The sequence below is a fragment of the Acinetobacter sp. NyZ410 genome (genome assembly GCF_022828975.1).
GTDB lineage: Bacteria > Pseudomonadota > Gammaproteobacteria > Pseudomonadales > Moraxellaceae > Acinetobacter > Acinetobacter guillouiae.
Window position 1 is genome coordinate 2,446,870 of sequence record NZ_CP094620.1, and the last position, 17,781, is coordinate 2,464,650.

At 34.0% G+C, this 17,781-nt stretch carries 20 protein-coding genes; 12 read left to right on the plus strand and 8 right to left on the minus strand.

All coding sequences use genetic code 11. The features are described from left to right. Positions 1-120: 120 nt before the first annotated feature. On the minus strand, positions 121-1,326 hold the full coding sequence (locus MTO68_RS11550) for an amino acid aminotransferase (protein ID WP_244012480.1): 1,206 nt from the start codon (positions 1,324-1,326) through the stop codon (positions 121-123). 347 nt (positions 1,327-1,673) lie between these two features. On the opposite strand from MTO68_RS11550, the gene MTO68_RS11555 reads away from it, so the two are divergent. Continuing rightward, complete coding sequence (locus MTO68_RS11555; protein WP_239045644.1) at positions 1,674-2,444, plus strand: alpha/beta fold hydrolase; 771 nt, start codon at positions 1,674-1,676, stop codon at positions 2,442-2,444. A gap of 101 nt (positions 2,445-2,545) precedes the next feature. Here MTO68_RS11555 and MTO68_RS11560 read toward each other — a convergent pair whose 3' ends face one another. Next, positions 2,546-3,733 carry a benzoate/H(+) symporter BenE family transporter gene (locus tag MTO68_RS11560; protein WP_244012482.1) on the minus strand — a complete coding sequence of 396 codons (1,188 nt, stop codon included), beginning with the start codon at positions 3,731-3,733 and terminating at the stop codon, positions 2,546-2,548. 379 nt (positions 3,734-4,112) lie between these two features. On the opposite strand from MTO68_RS11560, the gene MTO68_RS11565 reads away from it, so the two are divergent. Continuing rightward, the gene (locus tag MTO68_RS11565) at positions 4,113-4,595 is read left to right on the plus strand and encodes a hemerythrin domain-containing protein (protein ID WP_244012484.1); all 483 of its coding nucleotides are present in this window, start codon (positions 4,113-4,115) and stop codon (positions 4,593-4,595) included. A gap of 184 nt (positions 4,596-4,779) precedes the next feature. Here the strand turns inward: MTO68_RS11565 and MTO68_RS11570 are convergent, their stop codons facing one another. Continuing rightward, entirely contained in the window at positions 4,780-5,154 is a 375-nt protein-coding gene (locus MTO68_RS11570; protein WP_244012486.1) for an Imm41 family immunity protein, read from the minus strand. Between the two features lie 294 nt (positions 5,155-5,448). Beyond that, positions 5,449-5,688: a DUF2171 domain-containing protein gene (locus tag MTO68_RS11575; protein WP_244012488.1), complete on the minus strand. Its 240-nt coding sequence runs from the start codon at positions 5,686-5,688 to the stop codon at positions 5,449-5,451. A 600-nt stretch (positions 5,689-6,288) separates the two neighbouring features. Here MTO68_RS11575 and MTO68_RS11580 point away from each other — a divergent pair. Beyond that, complete coding sequence (locus tag MTO68_RS11580; RefSeq protein ID WP_004720129.1) at positions 6,289-6,819, plus strand: hypothetical protein; 531 nt, start codon at positions 6,289-6,291, stop codon at positions 6,817-6,819. 125 nt (positions 6,820-6,944) lie between these two features. Continuing rightward, positions 6,945-8,108 carry an MFS transporter gene (locus tag MTO68_RS11585; protein ID WP_244012490.1) on the plus strand — a complete coding sequence of 388 codons (1,164 nt, stop codon included), beginning with the start codon at positions 6,945-6,947 and terminating at the stop codon, positions 8,106-8,108. A 54-nt stretch (positions 8,109-8,162) separates the two neighbouring features. Here MTO68_RS11585 and MTO68_RS11590 read toward each other — a convergent pair whose 3' ends face one another. Both MTO68_RS11590 and MTO68_RS11595 read right to left on the minus strand, forming a co-directional pair. After that, complete coding sequence (locus MTO68_RS11590) at positions 8,163-8,858, minus strand: LrgB family protein (protein ID WP_004821497.1); 696 nt, start codon at positions 8,856-8,858, stop codon at positions 8,163-8,165. Then, positions 8,858-9,298 carry a CidA/LrgA family protein gene (locus MTO68_RS11595; RefSeq protein ID WP_244012492.1) on the minus strand — a complete coding sequence of 147 codons (441 nt, stop codon included), beginning with the start codon at positions 9,296-9,298 and terminating at the stop codon, positions 8,858-8,860. The genes MTO68_RS11590 and MTO68_RS11595 overlap by 1 nt, the downstream gene beginning before the upstream one ends. A gap of 99 nt (positions 9,299-9,397) precedes the next feature. Here MTO68_RS11595 and MTO68_RS11600 point away from each other — a divergent pair, with 99 nt between their 5' ends. Beyond that, positions 9,398-10,297 (plus strand): LysR family transcriptional regulator, encoded by a 900-nt coding sequence (locus tag MTO68_RS11600; protein WP_034613044.1) that lies wholly within the window; start codon positions 9,398-9,400, stop codon positions 10,295-10,297. A gap of 486 nt (positions 10,298-10,783) precedes the next feature. Here the strand turns inward: MTO68_RS11600 and MTO68_RS11605 are convergent, their stop codons facing one another. Further along, complete coding sequence (locus MTO68_RS11605) at positions 10,784-11,014, minus strand: hypothetical protein (RefSeq protein ID WP_227544108.1); 231 nt, start codon at positions 11,012-11,014, stop codon at positions 10,784-10,786. 88 nt (positions 11,015-11,102) lie between these two features. On the opposite strand from MTO68_RS11605, the gene MTO68_RS11610 reads away from it, so the two are divergent. The 7 genes from MTO68_RS11610 to MTO68_RS11640 all read left to right on the plus strand — a co-directional run bounded on the left by MTO68_RS11610 (position 11,103) and on the right by MTO68_RS11640 (position 16,712). After that, positions 11,103-12,323, plus strand: coding sequence for a phage/plasmid replication protein, II/X family (locus tag MTO68_RS11610; protein WP_121775299.1), 1,221 nt, complete (start codon positions 11,103-11,105; stop codon positions 12,321-12,323). Positions 12,324-12,334: 11 nt separating this feature from the next. Beyond that, on the plus strand, positions 12,335-12,718 hold the full coding sequence (locus tag MTO68_RS11615) for a hypothetical protein (RefSeq protein WP_244012494.1): 384 nt from the start codon (positions 12,335-12,337) through the stop codon (positions 12,716-12,718). A 202-nt stretch (positions 12,719-12,920) separates the two neighbouring features. Next, on the plus strand, positions 12,921-13,109 hold the full coding sequence (locus tag MTO68_RS11620) for a hypothetical protein (protein ID WP_244012496.1): 189 nt from the start codon (positions 12,921-12,923) through the stop codon (positions 13,107-13,109). 11 nt (positions 13,110-13,120) lie between these two features. Next, entirely contained in the window at positions 13,121-13,429 is a 309-nt protein-coding gene (locus MTO68_RS11625) for a hypothetical protein (RefSeq protein WP_244012498.1), read from the plus strand. Positions 13,430-13,579: 150 nt separating this feature from the next. After that, a complete protein-coding gene (locus tag MTO68_RS11630; protein WP_244012500.1) occupies positions 13,580-14,881 on the plus strand; it encodes a hypothetical protein in 1,302 nt (433 codons plus the stop codon). Further along, positions 14,881-15,171 carry a DUF2523 domain-containing protein gene (locus MTO68_RS11635; RefSeq protein ID WP_199935143.1) on the plus strand — a complete coding sequence of 97 codons (291 nt, stop codon included), beginning with the start codon at positions 14,881-14,883 and terminating at the stop codon, positions 15,169-15,171. The genes MTO68_RS11630 and MTO68_RS11635 overlap by 1 nt, the downstream gene beginning before the upstream one ends. After that, positions 15,168-16,712: a zonular occludens toxin domain-containing protein gene (locus MTO68_RS11640; RefSeq protein ID WP_244012502.1), complete on the plus strand. Its 1,545-nt coding sequence runs from the start codon at positions 15,168-15,170 to the stop codon at positions 16,710-16,712. The genes MTO68_RS11635 and MTO68_RS11640 overlap by 4 nt, the downstream gene beginning before the upstream one ends. 836 nt (positions 16,713-17,548) lie before the next feature. On the opposite strand, the gene MTO68_RS11645 is transcribed toward MTO68_RS11640, so the two are convergent. After that, positions 17,549-17,779 (minus strand): hypothetical protein, encoded by a 231-nt coding sequence (locus MTO68_RS11645; protein WP_227544108.1) that lies wholly within the window; start codon positions 17,777-17,779, stop codon positions 17,549-17,551. Between the last annotated feature and the right edge of the window lie 2 nt (positions 17,780-17,781).

Here is a 17,781-nt window from a genome sequence, read left to right on the forward strand (position 1 = left end):
TATGTCAATGTTAAGTTTTTAAAATGCTCATTAAAAAAGAATCATCTCAAAAACTTAACTCCCTTATGAAAAGGGAGTTAAGTGGCAGTTGATTGAATCAATCAACGCTTATTAATTTATTTAAACAGTTGCTTTAATGACGTCTGCAACAGATGTTGCTACATAATCAATATTTTTTAAATTTAAGCCCGCTGCACACATACGGCCACTACGTAGCAAATAAATGGCATATTGATCTTTCAATATATCCACTTGTTCAGCCGTTAAACCTGTATAACTAAACATTCCTTGTTGTTCTGTAAGGTAATCAAAATTACGACCAGGTAAAGCAGCGGTTAATTTTGCTTTTAATAATTCGCGCATTTGGATGATACGCTCACGCATTTCTTTAAGTTCTGCATGCCATTTTTCAGTTAATGTTGCATCATTCAATACATTATCAACCACTAAGGCACCTGTCGTTGGAGGGCTTGAGTAGATACGTCGTACAGTTGCTTTAAGCTGACCTAAAACTTTTTGTGCAGTTGCTTGGTCATCACAAATAAAGCTTAAACCACCAACACGTTCACCATATAGTGAGAAAATTTTAGAGAATGAATTGCTAACAATGAAATTCAATCCAGACTTGTCTAAAGCACGAATTGCATAAGCATCTTCTTCTAAGCCTTGACCAAAACCTTGGTAAGCAATATCTAGGAATGGAATTAAATCACGTGCTTTCAATACTTCAATTACACGATCCCATTCAGCAGGTGTTAAATCTGCGCCTGTTGGGTTATGGCAACAAGGGTGAAGAAGAACAATGCCTTTTGCAGGGATTTGCTGTAAATCCTCTAACATGCCTTCAATATTGACACCATTGGTTGCTGCATCAAAATAACGGTAGAAATGTGAATTGATTCCTGCACCATTAAAAATTGCAATATGGTTTTCCCACGTCGGTTGGCTCACCCAAACATCAGATTCAGGGAAGTATTTTTTTAGAAAATCTGCGCCTACTTTAAGTGCACCAGAACCACCTAGGGTTTGAATGGTCACTGCACGACCATCTTTACGTGCTTGGCTATCTGCACCTAAAACCAGTTTCTGGGTTGCTTCGTTATAAGACTTTGAACCATCCATCGGTAAATAAAGCTTTACCTTATCATTGCTTGGTTCAATATTTTTCAAAGCCGCTTTTACAGCGTCTAACTGAGGAACAATTGTGTCCTCATTATAATAAAGACCAATACTTAAATTTACTTTGTGTGTCCGTTCATCCTTACCAAAGGCTTCCATTAGAGAAAGAATTGGATCACCTGCATAAGGATCTACATGTTGAAACATGGTCTAAAGTCCTAAATCAATCGAAAAAATCAAGTCTAATAATATAGGTAATTCAAACCCCGACTCAACAGTAGATTGAGGTTTATTTTTTATTATTTATTCAACTTTAGATTAAGGTCATCGCACATTTGTCTATATTTATAGCCAAATGTGTATTCTCTACAAAATAGAGGATAAATAAGATAAAACTTAAACAGTGTATCAAGTGCGGTATTGAAAGAGAGATAGCTAAGATATTGATTGTTTTTAGGTCGCAGTATTGTTAATGAATGATAAAACTATTGTTCTGCATTTCTCTTCTTGTCATCATAGTGCAAGCGCAATATTTAAATTCTGGATGGTTTTTAATGTTACTGAATTATCAATACGATCAAGCTCAAGATAGCCATGAAACTCAAAAAGTCACACTGGTATTGATTCACGGGTTATTTGGAAGTTTAAGTAATTTGGGCATTATTGCACGTGAATTTCAAGGCAAATTCAACTTATTACAAATTGATGTTCGAAATCATGGCCATTCTGCACATTCAGATGAAATGAATTATCAATTGATGGCTCAGGATGTTTTGCAAACACTTGATCATTTAAATATTGAAAAGTTTATTGCGATTGGACATTCTATGGGTGGAAAAATTGCAATGAAACTTGCAGATTTAGCGCAAGATCGTATGCAAAAAATGATTGTCTTGGATATGACACCTTTTGCATATCAAGAAAATCACCATGATCAAATTTTTAAAGCCTTATTTGCGGTTGAAAATGCACAAATTGAATCTCGTAAAGAAGCAACAGAGATTATGCGTCAATATTTAAAAGAAGAAATGGTGATTCAATTTTTATTAAAATCATTCAGTAAGGGAAAATGGCTGTTTAATGTCCAAGCTTTATTTAATCATTATGCTGATATTTTAAGCTGGGAAAATCAGCAGGTGAATCCTATTCCAGCATTGTTTATTAAAGGTGGAAACTCTCCCTATATTTCAAAAGCTGAACATTTTTCTGCAATCGAAACCCAGTTTAGTCATAGTCAAGTTAAAGTCATTGAACAAGTCGGGCATTGGTTACATGCTGAAAAACCGGCTGTAGTCAATCAAATGATCTCTGGGTTTATAGAATGAGGTTTTAGACTCTGAATAAATTAAAACAGCATATTTAAAGGTAATATGCTGTTTATAAATAATTGTTTTATAAACACTACCAGTTCTTTAGTCCACTATGGTCAAGAAAGTGTGTTGGTTTTGAATTTTCCATTGAGTACTAGATATGAAATTAGACCTAAAACCAAACCCCAAAATGCACCCCCAACACCAAATAAACTGATATTGGCCGTCGTTGCGAGAAAGGTAATGAGTGAGGCTTCTCGGCCATCAATATCACTCATCGCATTTGCAAGACTTCCAGCAATTGTACCTAATAATGCAAGTCCTGCTAAAGTGCTTATAAAAGCGACTGGAAACGCTGCAAAAACAGCTGCTAACGTTACACCAAAAATTCCAACAAGAATATAAAACACACCTGCAGCAATCCCTGAAATCCAGCGTTTTGATGGATCTTCGTGGGATTCCTTTCCAGTGCAAATTGCAGCAGTGATCGCAGCAAGATTAAATGCATGTGAACCAAACGGAGCCATGAGGAACGAGCCTAAGCCTGTCACGATAAGAATCGGTTTAGCATTGGTGTGAAAACCATCATTTTTAAGAACCAGTAAACCTGGCATATATTGTCCTGTTAAGGTAATTAAAAATAAAGGTAAAGCAACACTCAGTATCGAGTTTATAGAAAAAGTTGGTGTGGTAAAAATAGGCGAGGCTAATTTTAGTTCAAATCCAGAGAAATCAATCCGTGATTGTAAAAGTAAGAAAATAAAGCCAAAAATCAAGACACTAATAATGGCAAATCTTGCAGAAAAACGCTTGGTGATCAGGTAAATAAAAAATAATGAAATCGCCAAAAAAGGATCAATTGTCATATTGGTAAAGGCTGCAATCCCAAATTGCAGTAAAATACCTGCCAAGAGACCAGATGCAATACCCGTTGGAATTAGACCAATCAATTTTTCAAAATAGCCCGTAATTCCCAAGATCACAAATGCCAGTGCAGAAAGTAAATATGCGCCAATTGCTTCGGAATATGGCACGGTTACAAGCGTCGTAATTAAAAATGCAGCGGCAGGCGTAGACCATGCAGTGATAATGGGTTCGCGGGTATACCAACTTAATAATATTCCTGTGATACCAACCCCAATAGAAATAGACCACACCCATGAGGCAGTGAGTTCAGGGCTAAGACCAGCCATCTGCGCAGCTTGGAAAATTAAAATAAAGGTACCACCATAATTGACGATGACCGAAATTAAACCAGCCATAATGGGGGGAAGAAAATCATTAGAATGATGTTGAAAAGACATAAACTCTACCCCTAAGATTTTAAAAAGAAGTAGTAGAGTGTATTTTTAATGTGGTATTGCCATAAGATACACTTTTAATATTTTTTAAGGTACCAGTTTGGTCATGTGAATTTACTTTCTGCCTTTCTACTTAACTCTAGTAAAGGTGAAGGAGTTAAGAATGGTTTTTATATTGCTAAATACAATGAGAGTAGTGCTTTGAATGCAGCGAAGAAAAATACCCTCAATTTAGGTTTCTTAATGATTTTTTGAATTTCATAGATCGTACAATATAAACAGTTATTACAATTAAAAAACTATTGAAACAAGAGTTCAATAATAAATATGAGTTTATCCTCTAAGATTGAATATTAAATAAATTTTTCGATAGGATAAAAGTATGAGCCATAGTAAGCAACTCACCATATTTGATGTCTTAAAATTTAGTCATGAAAAGCAAAGAGAATTATCTGATAAATTAATTGAAACCAGTGGCAACTCAGAAGAAAGAAAGCATTATTTCTCATTATTGAAAAATGAATTATTTGCACATGCAGTGGCTGAAGACAGGTATTTTTACATACCTCTTATGATGACAGATGCAGGTTTGAATATTACAAGACATGCTCTGTCTGAGCATCACGAAATTGATGAGCTACTTGAGCAACTTACTGAAAAAGAACTCAATAATCCGAGTTGGTTACGTATAGCAAATCAGCTACGAAAGCTTGTACATCATCATTTAGATGAAGAAGAGCATAAATTTTTCCAGCAATCTGGTAAAATTTTAAAAGATGATGAAAAACTAAACTTAGCTAAAAAGTATCAACATGAATATGATAAATATATTGATAAAGACAAAACAAGTTTAGTTCATCAATGATTTAAACTTTTTTAAATTTAGTACGATAAGGCAGACTTGAAAATGATCAAATCATATTAATTGTTTTGTCACTTTTTCAGCTGTTTCGGTTCACTCAATCTTTATAGTAAGCTGATCTTTAAAGATTGAGTGAAGCATAGCGCTCACTCTGAGGGCAGTTTCATATAACACTAATTATGATGAACTAAGAAGATAGTAAAGGATTCTTTTTTTCAAAAAAAATTTGCTTAGGCATTATTTTGGAGAAATAACCCTCAAATACTAGTTGAGTTCGTTCCCTAAATTCATATATCAATGGTAGTTCCAAATTCCCTATTTTAAAGGAGTCATTCATATCTAAATGTGAGCTTATGGAAAGCATAATTAAGCTAAAAATCCTAAATAGCTCCCAATCTAATATAGCAGATGAATTTCTTTCAATATTATAAATTCCCCATTCTAAAAGCCAATATTCCTCCATATCCCATATTTTTTCTTCGTGCAACTTTCCTATAAATGATAAGTTTTCATATAAGTCATTGTGAGGAAAATTGCGCTGTATAATTTTTTTTGCATTCATAATTTATGTTCTTTAAACACTATCTAAAATTAATTTAATACAAATTTTACGAAATTCTTGAATTACTTTAATAATATCTCATAATTTACAGGAATGTGAAAGCAACTGATGAATATGTAATTGATGTAGAAAGATTGAGTGAAGTATAGTCATCTGAGTGAGGGCTAATTCATCTAGGACCCATTATATTAAATTTGATAATTTTGTACTTTTAAAATCTGCTAAACACTGAAGATAAAAATGCCAATCAAATTGATTGGCATTCTTGAAATATCAAATTACTTTAGGTAAAAGCTATAATGTTTGCCACGCATTTCTTGCTTCTTCTGAATTTTTATTCAAAATTACGTTTCCATCTTTAATTTCACTCACCCAACTTAATGGAATCAGATGATGTTCATTATGTTCATCATCACTTCGAGTCAATTTAATTGAATCTTGTCCCTCAAGATGGTCAACCTTACCGATCTGTGTACCACATGAAGCAATTACTGAAGCATGTTCTTTAATATCGTTTGCATTAACGTTACTCATAATGTTTGCCCATCTATTGTTCAAGTTGAAATATCAGTCTAAGACATTTAAAAATTAGTGATGTAAGTATTTTTAAGTTTTAAGTTTTGTTGAGTTAATAATGTAGGATTTATAGATTTATTTAATTTATAAATGTCATTTTTGAATAAATATATAAAATTAAAAAATAATGTGATTCTGTCCTCAATTAATTAATTTTGTTATGCTTTATTCATTTGTTTTTTTGTGATGTAATTATAATTTATAAGTTTTATTGAGGTTTTTTTGATTATTTTATTTTTTTTGGTCTTAATGGGGTGTTTGAAATTGTTTCTGTAAGATTTTGTTTTGTAATGCTTTATTTTTAAATAATTAACGGTAAGATTTTAATGTGTTGTATTGTAATTTAATGTTATTTATTTAAGAATTTCTAAAACGACAATACTCAATAGAGCTGGGGTTTTGAGCTGAGTTTATTTTAATTTAGTTAATTTTATTTTGTACAAACCTTTCTTGAAACTATAACAAATAGCAATATTAAATAAAAATATTTAATCTAGGATGGATTATCGTTGATTGATTAATTGAATTAATAACTTTTATCAAAATAGAGGATTAAATATGTCAAATTCTAATATAGATAACGAAGTAGTTAAGAATCTCAGTAAAGAACAACGTGACCAATTGAATGCCGATCCAATTTCCGGTGAGCCAGGAGCACACCCAATCGGGACAGGTGTTGGAGCCGCAGGCGGTGCAGTAAGTGGTGCAGCTATTGGAGCTGTTGGCGGACCTGTAGGTGCTGCAGTCGGTGGAGTAGTAGGTGCAGTTGTTGGCGGATTAGCTGGAAAAAGCATTTCTGAAGCTGTAAATCCAACTGATGAAGATGTTTATTGGCGTGAAACTTACAACACTCGCCCTTATTATAAAGACACGATTAACTTATATGATAATGTAGATTACGATCGTGATTATCGTGATGCATATCAGCTAGGGTACACTTCTAGAAGCAATTACCCTTATGAAACAAAGTTTGAAGAAGTTGAAGCTGATCTTAAGCTTCAATGGGAAAAAACCAAAAGAGAGTCTCGTTTAAAATGGGAAGAAGCAAAGCATGCAGTAAAAGATGCTTGGGATCGAGTAACTCGTTAACAGATACTCAAAAAAATAGCCCTTCAATGTAAGGGCTATTTTTTGTCACTAGTAAACAAATGGCAGCAATCCACTACAACCATTTATTGTGGTAACATATTGAAAATACAAGTGAATGCAACGATATGCAAGCTATGCCAATCCAATACAGACTGAGTGGATTTTACTTTTGGTATTATTCAATAGTTGGAACTTTTTTACCGTATTGGAGCTTATATCTTCAAGATCAAGGATTTAATTATCAAGAAATCGGATTACTGTCCTCTATAGCCATTTTAACCCGTATATTTGCACCTTTTATTTGGGGATTTATCGCAGATAAAACAGGCAAACGAATGTTGTGGGTTCGTGTGGCAACTTGGATGGAAGCTACGATCTGGTTTTTAATTTTTATCATTCCCAACAATGTGCAATCGATTGCATTTCTGATGCTGATTTTTAGCTTCTTTCAAAATGCCATACTTGCGCAATTTGAAGGTGTAACGCTGTTTTGGCTGGGTAATCAACATACAGCATTGTATGGGAAAATTAGAAAATGGGGTTCTATTGGATTTATTATTGGCGTATTTAGTATCGGAGCGATTTTAGAAGTTATTGCAATTCAATATTTACCAATGATGTTGTTATGTATTGCATTTACAGCTTTTATTTGGTCCTTTTCGATTAAGGAACCCAGCACAGCACCGAGTGCACAAAAAATATTAGACCCATTGCTTCCCATTCTAAAAAGACCAGTGGTTTTTTCATTTTTTATCATTGAATTTATTATGCTTTTTGCACAAGCACCATTTTATAGTTTTTATAGTAATTATTTAAAGCTTGCTGGTTACAGTACAACTCAGATTGGCTTTTTATGGTCAGTTGGGGTGATTGCTGAAATTATCATGTTTAACTATGCAAATTTCTTCCTAAATCGTTTTTCATGGCGAAGCTTAGTCGCACTTTGTTTAATCATGACCAGTATTCGATTTATTTTGGCAGGTTTATTTTCAGAAAGTTTCATTATTCAATTTATTTCTCAAACTTTTCATGCATTTAGTTTTGGTTTATTTCATATTATTGCAATGCGGGTCATTTTGCAGAACTTTGCAGCTAAACAACAGGGCAGAGGGCAAGCACTATACAGTACCATGTGGGGACTTGGCGTTGCATCCGGCAGCATCTTAGCTGGGCAATATTGGGAAAAATTATCAGGAGAATATATTTTTATCATTGCTGGACTTTCAGCCTTGCTTGGTTTGCTATTGATTAATTTTTTACCTAAAACACTACAAACGATTCAAAGATAAATGAATCTCTTTGCAGAAAAGAGATTCAGAACATCCAAATCGATACTGTACGGGTTAATTTAGTAAATAAACAATAAGGTGTACAATAAAAGGTCCAACCAATACCATAAAAATTCCAGCTAAAACCATGGTTAAACTGGCAATAACACCTTCATCTTTATCACGCATATAAGCTTTACTTGTACCAAAACCATGTGCTGCATTACCCAAAGACGCACCTTGTGCAAAGCTTGATTTCAGTCTTAATCCACCCAATACCAAATCACCAATTAACATACCAGTCACCCCAGTAATCATGGTGAATAAAATCACCAGTTCAACAGAACCGCCGATATGGGTTGTTAACTCCATTGCAAATGGTGTAGAGATTGAACGTGCCATTAGACTATAGGTTGTTGTTTGGTCAAAATGAAATAATTTAGCAAGGTAGAATGCACTGATCATCCCAGCAAGCATACCAATGACCACGCCCATAGAAATTGAAATGAGATGTTCTTTAATGATTTGGCGATATTCAAAAATTGGGATTGCAAAGGCAACAGTTGCAGGCCCTAACATCCATATAATCCACTGACTATCAAGCATATAAGCATCATAAGAAACATGTGCTGACAGTAAAATGGTGATTAAAACAATCGGAACCAAAATTGCTGGAGATAAAATTAAATATGGAAATTTACGATAAAGTTTTTTGACCAACACATACGCGACTAATGTGATCACTAGGCAAAATATTGAAATGGCAGACATTATTTATCTCCCTCTAATACATGTACGGTTTTATGAACATGACGTTGTTTCAACTTCCGCTCTAGTTTAAAACCTATATGCACACTATAAGCAGTAAATACCATCACACAAATTGTACCCAGTACAACCACAACAATCAGTTGCCAACCTTCAGTGATAAATAGGTTTTTATATTTCATTAACCCGATAAAACAAGGAATAAAAAATAGCACCAATTCACCTAGAATGAAATCTGAGCCTGATTTAATCCAATTTAACTTAAAAATACCTGTCATGAGCCCAATCAAAACCATAAATAAGCCAATCACAGCTGCCGAAATAGGTAAATTAAATTGTTTTTGAATGATTGAACCAATCCACCAAATCAAAATTAAAAGCCCAATTTGCAAAATGACTTTATAAATTGATGAAATTCGATGGCTTTGAGTACGCGTAGACATTTTATTGCAGATATTTTAAAAAGATGAGTTATTTTAGTTGCAAACATCACAGTATATTATGAATAATTAAATCATAATTATGCGTTTTTGGAATAATTGATGGACATTAAAAATCTTAAAATTTTTGTAGAAATCGTCAATTGCGAAAGTTTTACTTTGGCTGCGGATCGTTTGTTTATGACACAGCCTACACTCAGTAAATCAATTAAACATTTAGAAGAAGAACTTGGCACAGCTTTGTTTAAAAAAGGTGAAGCTGGAAGAAAAAGGGAAGTTGTACTTACCTATATTGGTGAATTAATTTATCAACACGCTTTAAATATCTTAAATGAACAAAAGCAAATATTTGAAAATATAGATCAAGTACAGCAGTTAAAAAAAGGTAAATTAACCATAGGCTTACCACCATTAGGTTCGGTATTACTCAGTCCTTTAATTGCTTTATTTCATCAGAATCATCCTGATATTCAATTGAAATTCTTAGAAGTTGGTGCCAATGGTATTGAGGAAGCAATTGCTGATAAAAGTATTGATGTTGGGATTTTACTCGGTAATTTAAGACCAAGTTTTGCGGCAATTCCTGTGATAGATTCACCAATGTGTTTATTGGCTAAGAAAAATTCACATTGGAATCAACGAGATTCAGTAAATTTGCATGAACTTAAAGAAGAAACTTTTTTACTTTACGCTGATTCTTTTACATTAAATAAGATGATTATACAGGCTGCAAATTCTGTAGGTTTTGAACCAAAAGTGGTGTGTAAAAGTAGCCAGTGGGACTTTATCACCAAAATGGTGGAGTTTAATATGGGGATCGCCATATTGCCCAAAATTTATTGTGATCAGTTAGATCAAGGGAAGTTTTGCTCAGCAATCCTTAATGAGCCTAAATTACATTGGACATTGAGTATGGCTTGGAATACGACTGTAGCAATGAGTCCAGCAACCAAAGCTTGGTTAACGATTGTAGAGATGCATCGAGATAAAATTCATTTCTAGATGGATTGATAGCTTTTAAGTCTTAATAAATTGAGATTGGCGTGGCTCAGGTTTAAATTTTATAAGTATTAAAAGTATGTATATCAATTTCTTAATTCATGTTATTTCGCATAATATCTCAGATTATGTTACTTGCTTCGTCATTGACAATGTGTTCAAGTTGAACAACTTTTGCACATTGTCAATGATGTTACAATCTGCAAGTAACACCAGTGCATTTAACATCAATCTACATTATGCGAAATACGTCACATAAAAGAAAATATAATAATATCAATAATTTAGATAATATATTTATCAATGATTTAACTAATAAATATGTCACATGCCAATACTGCGGAAGAACCTTAGTTTTTTCACAGCTCTACAGTCATTTACGTAAATTTCATGACTATGAAAAGGGCATAATCATGGATTTTTTGGACGAGTAGGAGAGTCCACGCTTTCTAATGGTGGACTCTAGTCCGAAATTTCGGAATTTTCACCTTACTTTATAATTTTCACAGTACCGCTGTTACTAACTTCTAATAGTTCTAAACCTTCTTCTACTAGAATATGTATTAACTCGCTGTCTCTAACTGGCTGTTGTCCTTTTTGAATTAATATTTTGTTTAATTCAACTGCTTTTTTCCTGAGCATTTCTTGCTCTTGGTCGTTAATTCGAACGCTTTGAACCATTTTTTTCATACCAAAATCAACATGTGGAAAATCATACATGTATTTTTGCATGCATGTATTGCGCATACTTGCATATTTGTGTTAACTTTCGCTTGTTGCATAACTGCATGCATGTGGATTTTTGGCGATGCTAGATCATATTTGTATAAATATACCGTTTGAATCGAGCTTCTATTCAGTAGATGCCGAAGGACGTTATTTTTTTATAGATGTTGATCCACATAGTTTAGAAATCCCACTAGCTTCAAGATCGGTGAATAAGAATGATGATGGGACCATTTCTGCATCAGCTTTATTTCATCCGTTTGAATCTGTACCAACGCATTACACTGGTATGGCTTTAAAAGTATTTTTTGATTCAGCCTATGAACCTTACGTTCAGATTAAGGCAAGTCCTGCGAAATTAATGCAAGGTCACAATGTATTTGGAAGTGACAATATAGAGCAGGGTGCTTTTGAGATGCTTGGCTTCTTAGATGTTGCTTATCCGCTTTTATCAAGAATGCTTGATGTGCCTAAAGCTTGGGTTTCGCATATTGATGTAACTTATTCAGCGAGATTAAAAGATCAATTTACAGCGAATAAAGTTCTTCAATTTTTATCAAATGTTTCTAACGGTCAAACACGTTTAAGTAATAAACGTTATGACTCAACAGTTTATTGGGGTGGTCAGACTTCACGACTCGTTAATCATAAGTGTTATTTAAAATATGATGAGTTTCTTGCGCAATTCGAAGAACAAAAGCAACTCGCTAAATTTAATAATAAATCTGCGATGCGAGTCGTTGAAGTCATGTCTGATATTCGTCTTATTAACTGGACTGTCGGTCTAGCTCGTTTTGAATCACGTTTAAAGAAACGTTGGCTAGAACGTAACGGTATACCGACTAATCTATTTGAATTAATTAAGTTTCAACGTCAAAACCCAAACCTTTTACAAACACTTTGGACTAAAGCCACAAGTAGTATTTTTGATGCCTTGAGGGGTCAATCTATGAAATTAACAGATGATACAAGTGTCCTGAAAGCGATTGAAAGTTCTGAAATTGTTATTACAAAGTCAGGTAAAGCTTCACCGACCAAAGTTAGAAATCTATTTGCCATGTATTGCCTAATTCGAGAAAAAGGCATTGAAGAAGTAAAAAACAATTATGGCAAATCTCAATTCCACAATTTGCTTTCACAACTTTGTGAATGTGGCTTTTCAAAAGCTTACTTGCAAAACCTTCATGATGAGAAGGCATCAAACATCATTCCGTTCATGAAGCTCGTTGAGATCGACTTCAATCAACAACTGCCTGACTGGTACGAAGAACCACAGAGTCAGTTTAATTACAAAATAGCTTAGGAGTATTAAGCATGAGCGCTATTGATCAACCAATTTTAACAATCGCAGGTATTCGTAAATCTGAAGGCAACATGGTTGCAGATGGTCGATCTGTAGATTGGTCAAATACTGTGGTAACAGTTTTACAGCCATTTACAGAGGAAGAAATTGCTTCTGGAGCGATTGGCATGAAATCAACAGAGTACAAAATCAAAGGTGCTCAATTTTTCTATGATTATCAAGGTCAGAAATTGCCAGCCGAAGCACAATTGATTTTTAGACTTGATGTGAGTCGTAAAGTTCCAGTGGCTCAATTGGTTGCTTTGGATTTTACAGCGTCTAAACCACTGGATGAACGTGCTGTAGATAAAGCATTTAGAAATGAAATCAACAAAGCCACTAAGGTTGAAATCTAAAAATATCTATACATATCAAATGCTTAAAATATATCATTTCGTATAATGTATAATATGTAAATAAATCAATAACTTAGGTGAAATTATGATTAGAAATATAACAGCAATACAGGGCGATAATCAAGTCGAATGCCCAAATTGTTATTCATTATTTCACCGACAATATTTGCCATTTCACATGTCGAAGTGTGGGGGCTAAAGAATGGGCACTGATCAAACAACTGAACAATTAAATCAGTGCCTAACTGCGTTGGCTTCGGCTAACCAACACTGGTGGGAATACTTTGCAATAACACAATCGCAATCAGACATGCTTTCAGTGGCTTTAATGAAAATCATGATTGGTTCAATTAGTTACGGCTTAATTTCCCTAATTCTAAAAAAAGCCTAAAGGAGAATCCCATGGGGCAATTAGAAAATGTTGAAAAGATTGTAACTCAATCTGTTCATGAAAAAACTTGGTTTGAACGTTTCCGCAACAACTTAAAACAATACGGCATAGGTACAGCCGTTTTGGGTACTGCGTTAGTTGGTACTACATCTGCAAACGCTGCGGAAGGTACTGGAATCGCTCAACTGTTTTTGGAGGGTGTAACTGGTGAGGTTACATCAATTCTTAACTCTCAAAAAGCAATGTACGGTGCTTTAATCCTTGTCTTAATCGGCTTACTGATTTGGCGATATGGTAAACGTACAGTTAATAGCGGTTAATTAATTAACAAATTGAACCGACCTAGTGTCGGTTTTCTTTACTACTTCGCGCTCCGCTGGTACGTGCGTAGACGCGCGAAACCGAGCGGAGCGTGAAGTAATGAGTGAACCTGAACAAGTAGCATCAATATTTTTTTGGATAAAACCGCTATGTTATTTTTTAATTACACTTCTTATCGTGTTAAAGATATAGCTTTAATATTCATTAAAGTATTAATTTCATTTGTCATTTATTTTAATTCATTTTCTACAGCTTATGCTGTTGGGAAAAATTATAACGTTAAAACAATTGTTTATGACCCTTTAGCAAAAGTAATTGAAGCAACCACCCTTGACAGAATTGCTGAAAAAACAATGCGTCGAACTGCACGAGTTCCTGTTACTGCATCTGCAACAGGTTCAACAGTCGCAAGCATGATTCGTTTTGGAGTAGCTGGCGCTTTAATATATGGAGTTGTTGAGGGTGCAGGATGGATTATCGATAACGGCATTGTAAAAAAACGTGTCGAATCTCAAGTTGTTGATCCTAGCGTTGAATATGTTTGGGTACCCATAAATGTAGATCAATCTTCATCAGACCCAAAGTGTCGTTCTAGACAATACTATTCAACGACTACGCTTGCCATTGCTCATTCAAAAAGCTGTGCTGAATTACAAGAAATGAAAAATATAACTTGTTCAATGACTTCAATTACACAGATAGATTGTAAGGGCCTTTGGAAGAATGACACAACTCCGAGTTTAAGCGGTCAAATATTTAGAGAAAAAAATCCAAACTATAATCCTGATCTTGAGCCTAAATATGTTCCTGTTCCTGAAACAGAACTTGGAGATAAAATTAACAATTCTCCACAAGCACCTCAAATTTTACCCACTGTATATAATCCGAACTCAACTGCAGGCGGAAAAGCTCCGCAAGCTACTTCTGATGCTTTAGATCGTGCTGTCCCAGTTCCTGAAACAGAACCAGAAGGTTCAACTGAAGTGAATCCTGAAACTGGCAAAGGTACTTTTAAATTACCCGCATTTTGTGAGTGGGCTTCTGTGATGTGTGCATGGTATGAAAAATACCAAGATGATTCCAAAAAGACGGACGAACATAGAGAAAAAGAATTAAGTTTTTGGGAGTACATAAAGCAAGAATATGCGGATGCTAAAGAAAAAATAAAAAAAACTTATGACGAAATAAAAGATTACTTCAAAGAAGAAGAACCCGAAAAAGAAGATACAGAGGTTGATATTGATGATGAACCCGAAAATGTTAATAAGCCTCAAGTATCAATCGGTGATGACACTTGTCCGTCATTGCCTATTTCTTTGCATATACCGTTTGAAACCATACAAACAGATATTAGCCCTATTTATATATGTGAGATCGCTAGAGGTATGAAAGCTTTCTGGATTGCATTTGGTCTATATACAGCTTCATTAATCGTTGGGAGAAGAAACTAATGTCATTTTGGTCAGCTTTGGCTTCTGTCACTAAATCATCACAAGATGGGTGGCTCTCACGTGTGCTCACTGGTGCGGGTATTACACTCGCATCTTATTCAATACATAAATTTTATTTAGAACAATACATATCAGATTTTATATCAAGTCTTGGCGGTATTTCAGGATTTGGAGCATCACTTATACATATGTCGGGCATAGATATTTACATTCAATCAGTTTTAACAGCTCTTGTAATAGCTATGGCTCAAAATTCACAACAACTCTTTTTAAAGAAAGGTGGCAAATGATTAATTTAATAACTGCACCTCCGGGCGTTGGCAAAACTTTATTCGCTACAATGCAATTAATTAAACATGATGAAGCAAATAAAAAGAATTTACCTTTGGCAAAATCTTATTACATTCATAATTTGGAACTACTTTCAAATCATGCTGATAAGCTAATTACAATTGATTTAGCTGAATTTAAAGGCAATCAGAATCTATTTAAAGAGATACGACTAGCTTTAGATAAATATGATGGACAGCAAATTACATTATTAGAGTATTTCAGTTGTTTTAATCATTACGATTTTTCAGATTTCTATTCAGATAAAGTTACACCTGATCATTACTATCTATCTACTTCATATAACTTAATTTCAAATTTTGCGAATAAGGTATGTGATACAAAGTTCAAGATGATTCCTCCAGTACGCCAAATCTATTCAGATATAAACGGACTTAGAATTGAAGATGTATTAGAAAGTCCTGACGATTGGCGTACTTGTCCTGATGGCTCAATTATTTTCTATGATGAAGTACAGAACCGTCCGATCTATAAGAATGTTCGTGATAAAAACGATATTGTTTCTGAATTAACAGTTCATCGTCATCGTGGATTTGATATCTATTTCATTACACAATTCCCTGTGCTGATTCATACAGAAGTTAGGGCTGTAGTCGGTCAGCATTATCACTTATTTAGACCGTGGGGGCTTCCTCAAGCTTATGTGCATGTATGGTCTTATGCTGTTGTAGACCCTAACTCATTCAGCAAAAAAAGAGCTGCTGAACGTACTTTTAGATTTTCATACGATAAGAAAATTTATAAGCTCTATACATCTTCTACAATGCACACTCATAAAGTCACGCTACCTAAAAAATTATTGCTTTACGCAGGTGGATTATTATTTGGTTTCTATCTTATCTATGACGGTATTTCAGGCGGAACCATTTTTAATAAAGGAAAAGATAATCAAGCAGGTATTATGGATAAAGTAAATACTGCAAAAGATTCAAATCCTTATGCGAACGATAAAACAGCAAATAAGGATGAAATATCGCCTGAATTAGCGCAAAAAATTAAGTCATGCACTGAACAATTCGGTTGGACTCCTGGCCAATGTCGAGAAGCATACGATCCTCAATTTTTAGCGGACGGACAAGCAAAACGTACTGTAAACACCGTATTCATTTATGATGCTTCAAAGCCTTACAACACTGTTGCAGAAAATGTAAGTTATGAAATTACCTCAAAACCTGTCTTTTCAGGTTGTACCAAGTTTGGCAACAAATATCAGGCTTATACAGAACAAGGCACGAAGCTAAAAGTTTCTAGCGAAGATTGTAAAAGACTTATAGACAACAATGATCGTCCTTATAACTATTTTAAAAAGCCCGAAAGTAATGCAAGCCAAATTAAAAATATTGAGGTTAAAAATAATGAAAATCCCCCAAAAACCGAAGAAAATGAACAACTAAAGGCTAATAATCAAGTAGAACCTCATCTACAAGCTAAAGTAACGAATGGTGCTAATGACCTAGCGGGGTTTAACAATGCATTCTGAGCATAAAACCCAAAAACATGATGATCATGTTAGAACTGCATTTAAGCATTTTTTTCCCATGCAATTATTTCTAGTTTTGATCTCTTTAGCTTTTACTTTAGGCATTATTATTGGAAATTCATGGGCTTACTTTTCTTGTTATTCTTTCTTTTTATTGATCAATAAGTGAAATCTTAATGCTTTTTATGAGATCGGAGTTTTAGTTTAACTAGCGAAGTCTGTTAAGCTAAAAGTTCGGTCATTCTGGAGAAATAATAATGCTATATTTAGCTTATTTTATAGTCGTAAGTATTGGTCTATATTTATTTTATAAAATTGGTTCTATGATTGATTTCTAAACTATTTTCAAAATATGACACTTTATTATTTATTTCTGTCTGTTGCGATTACTGCTACATTTATTTTATTTGCCTCTATTTCTGCTGTATTTTTTATTAAATCTTTACAAGACTGATTTCGCATAATATCTCAGATTATGTTACTTGCTTCGTCATTGACAATGTGTTCAAGTTGAACAACTTTTGCACATTGTCAATGATGTTACAATCTGCAAGTAACACCAGTGCATTTAACATCAATCTACATTATGCGAAATACGTCACATAAAAGAAAATATAATAATATCAATAATTTAGATAATATATTTATCAATGATTTAACTAATAAATATGTCACATGCCAATACTGCGGAAGAACCTTAGTTTTTTCACAGCTCTACAGTCATTTACGTAAATTTCATGACTATGAAAAGGGCATAATCATGGATTTTTTGGACGAGTAGGAGAGTCCACGCTTTCTAATGGTGGACTCTAGTCCGAAATTTCGGAATTTTCACCTTACTTTATAATTTTCACAGTACCGCTGTTACTAACTTCTAATAGTTCTAAACCTTCTTCTACTAGAATATGTATTAACTCGCTGTCTCTAACTGGCTGTTGTCCTTTTTGAATTAATATTTTGTTTAATTCAACTGCTTTTTTCCTGAGCATTTCTTGCTCTTGGTCGTTAATTCGAACGCTTTGAACCATTTTTTTCATACCAAAATCAACATGTGGAAAATCATACATGT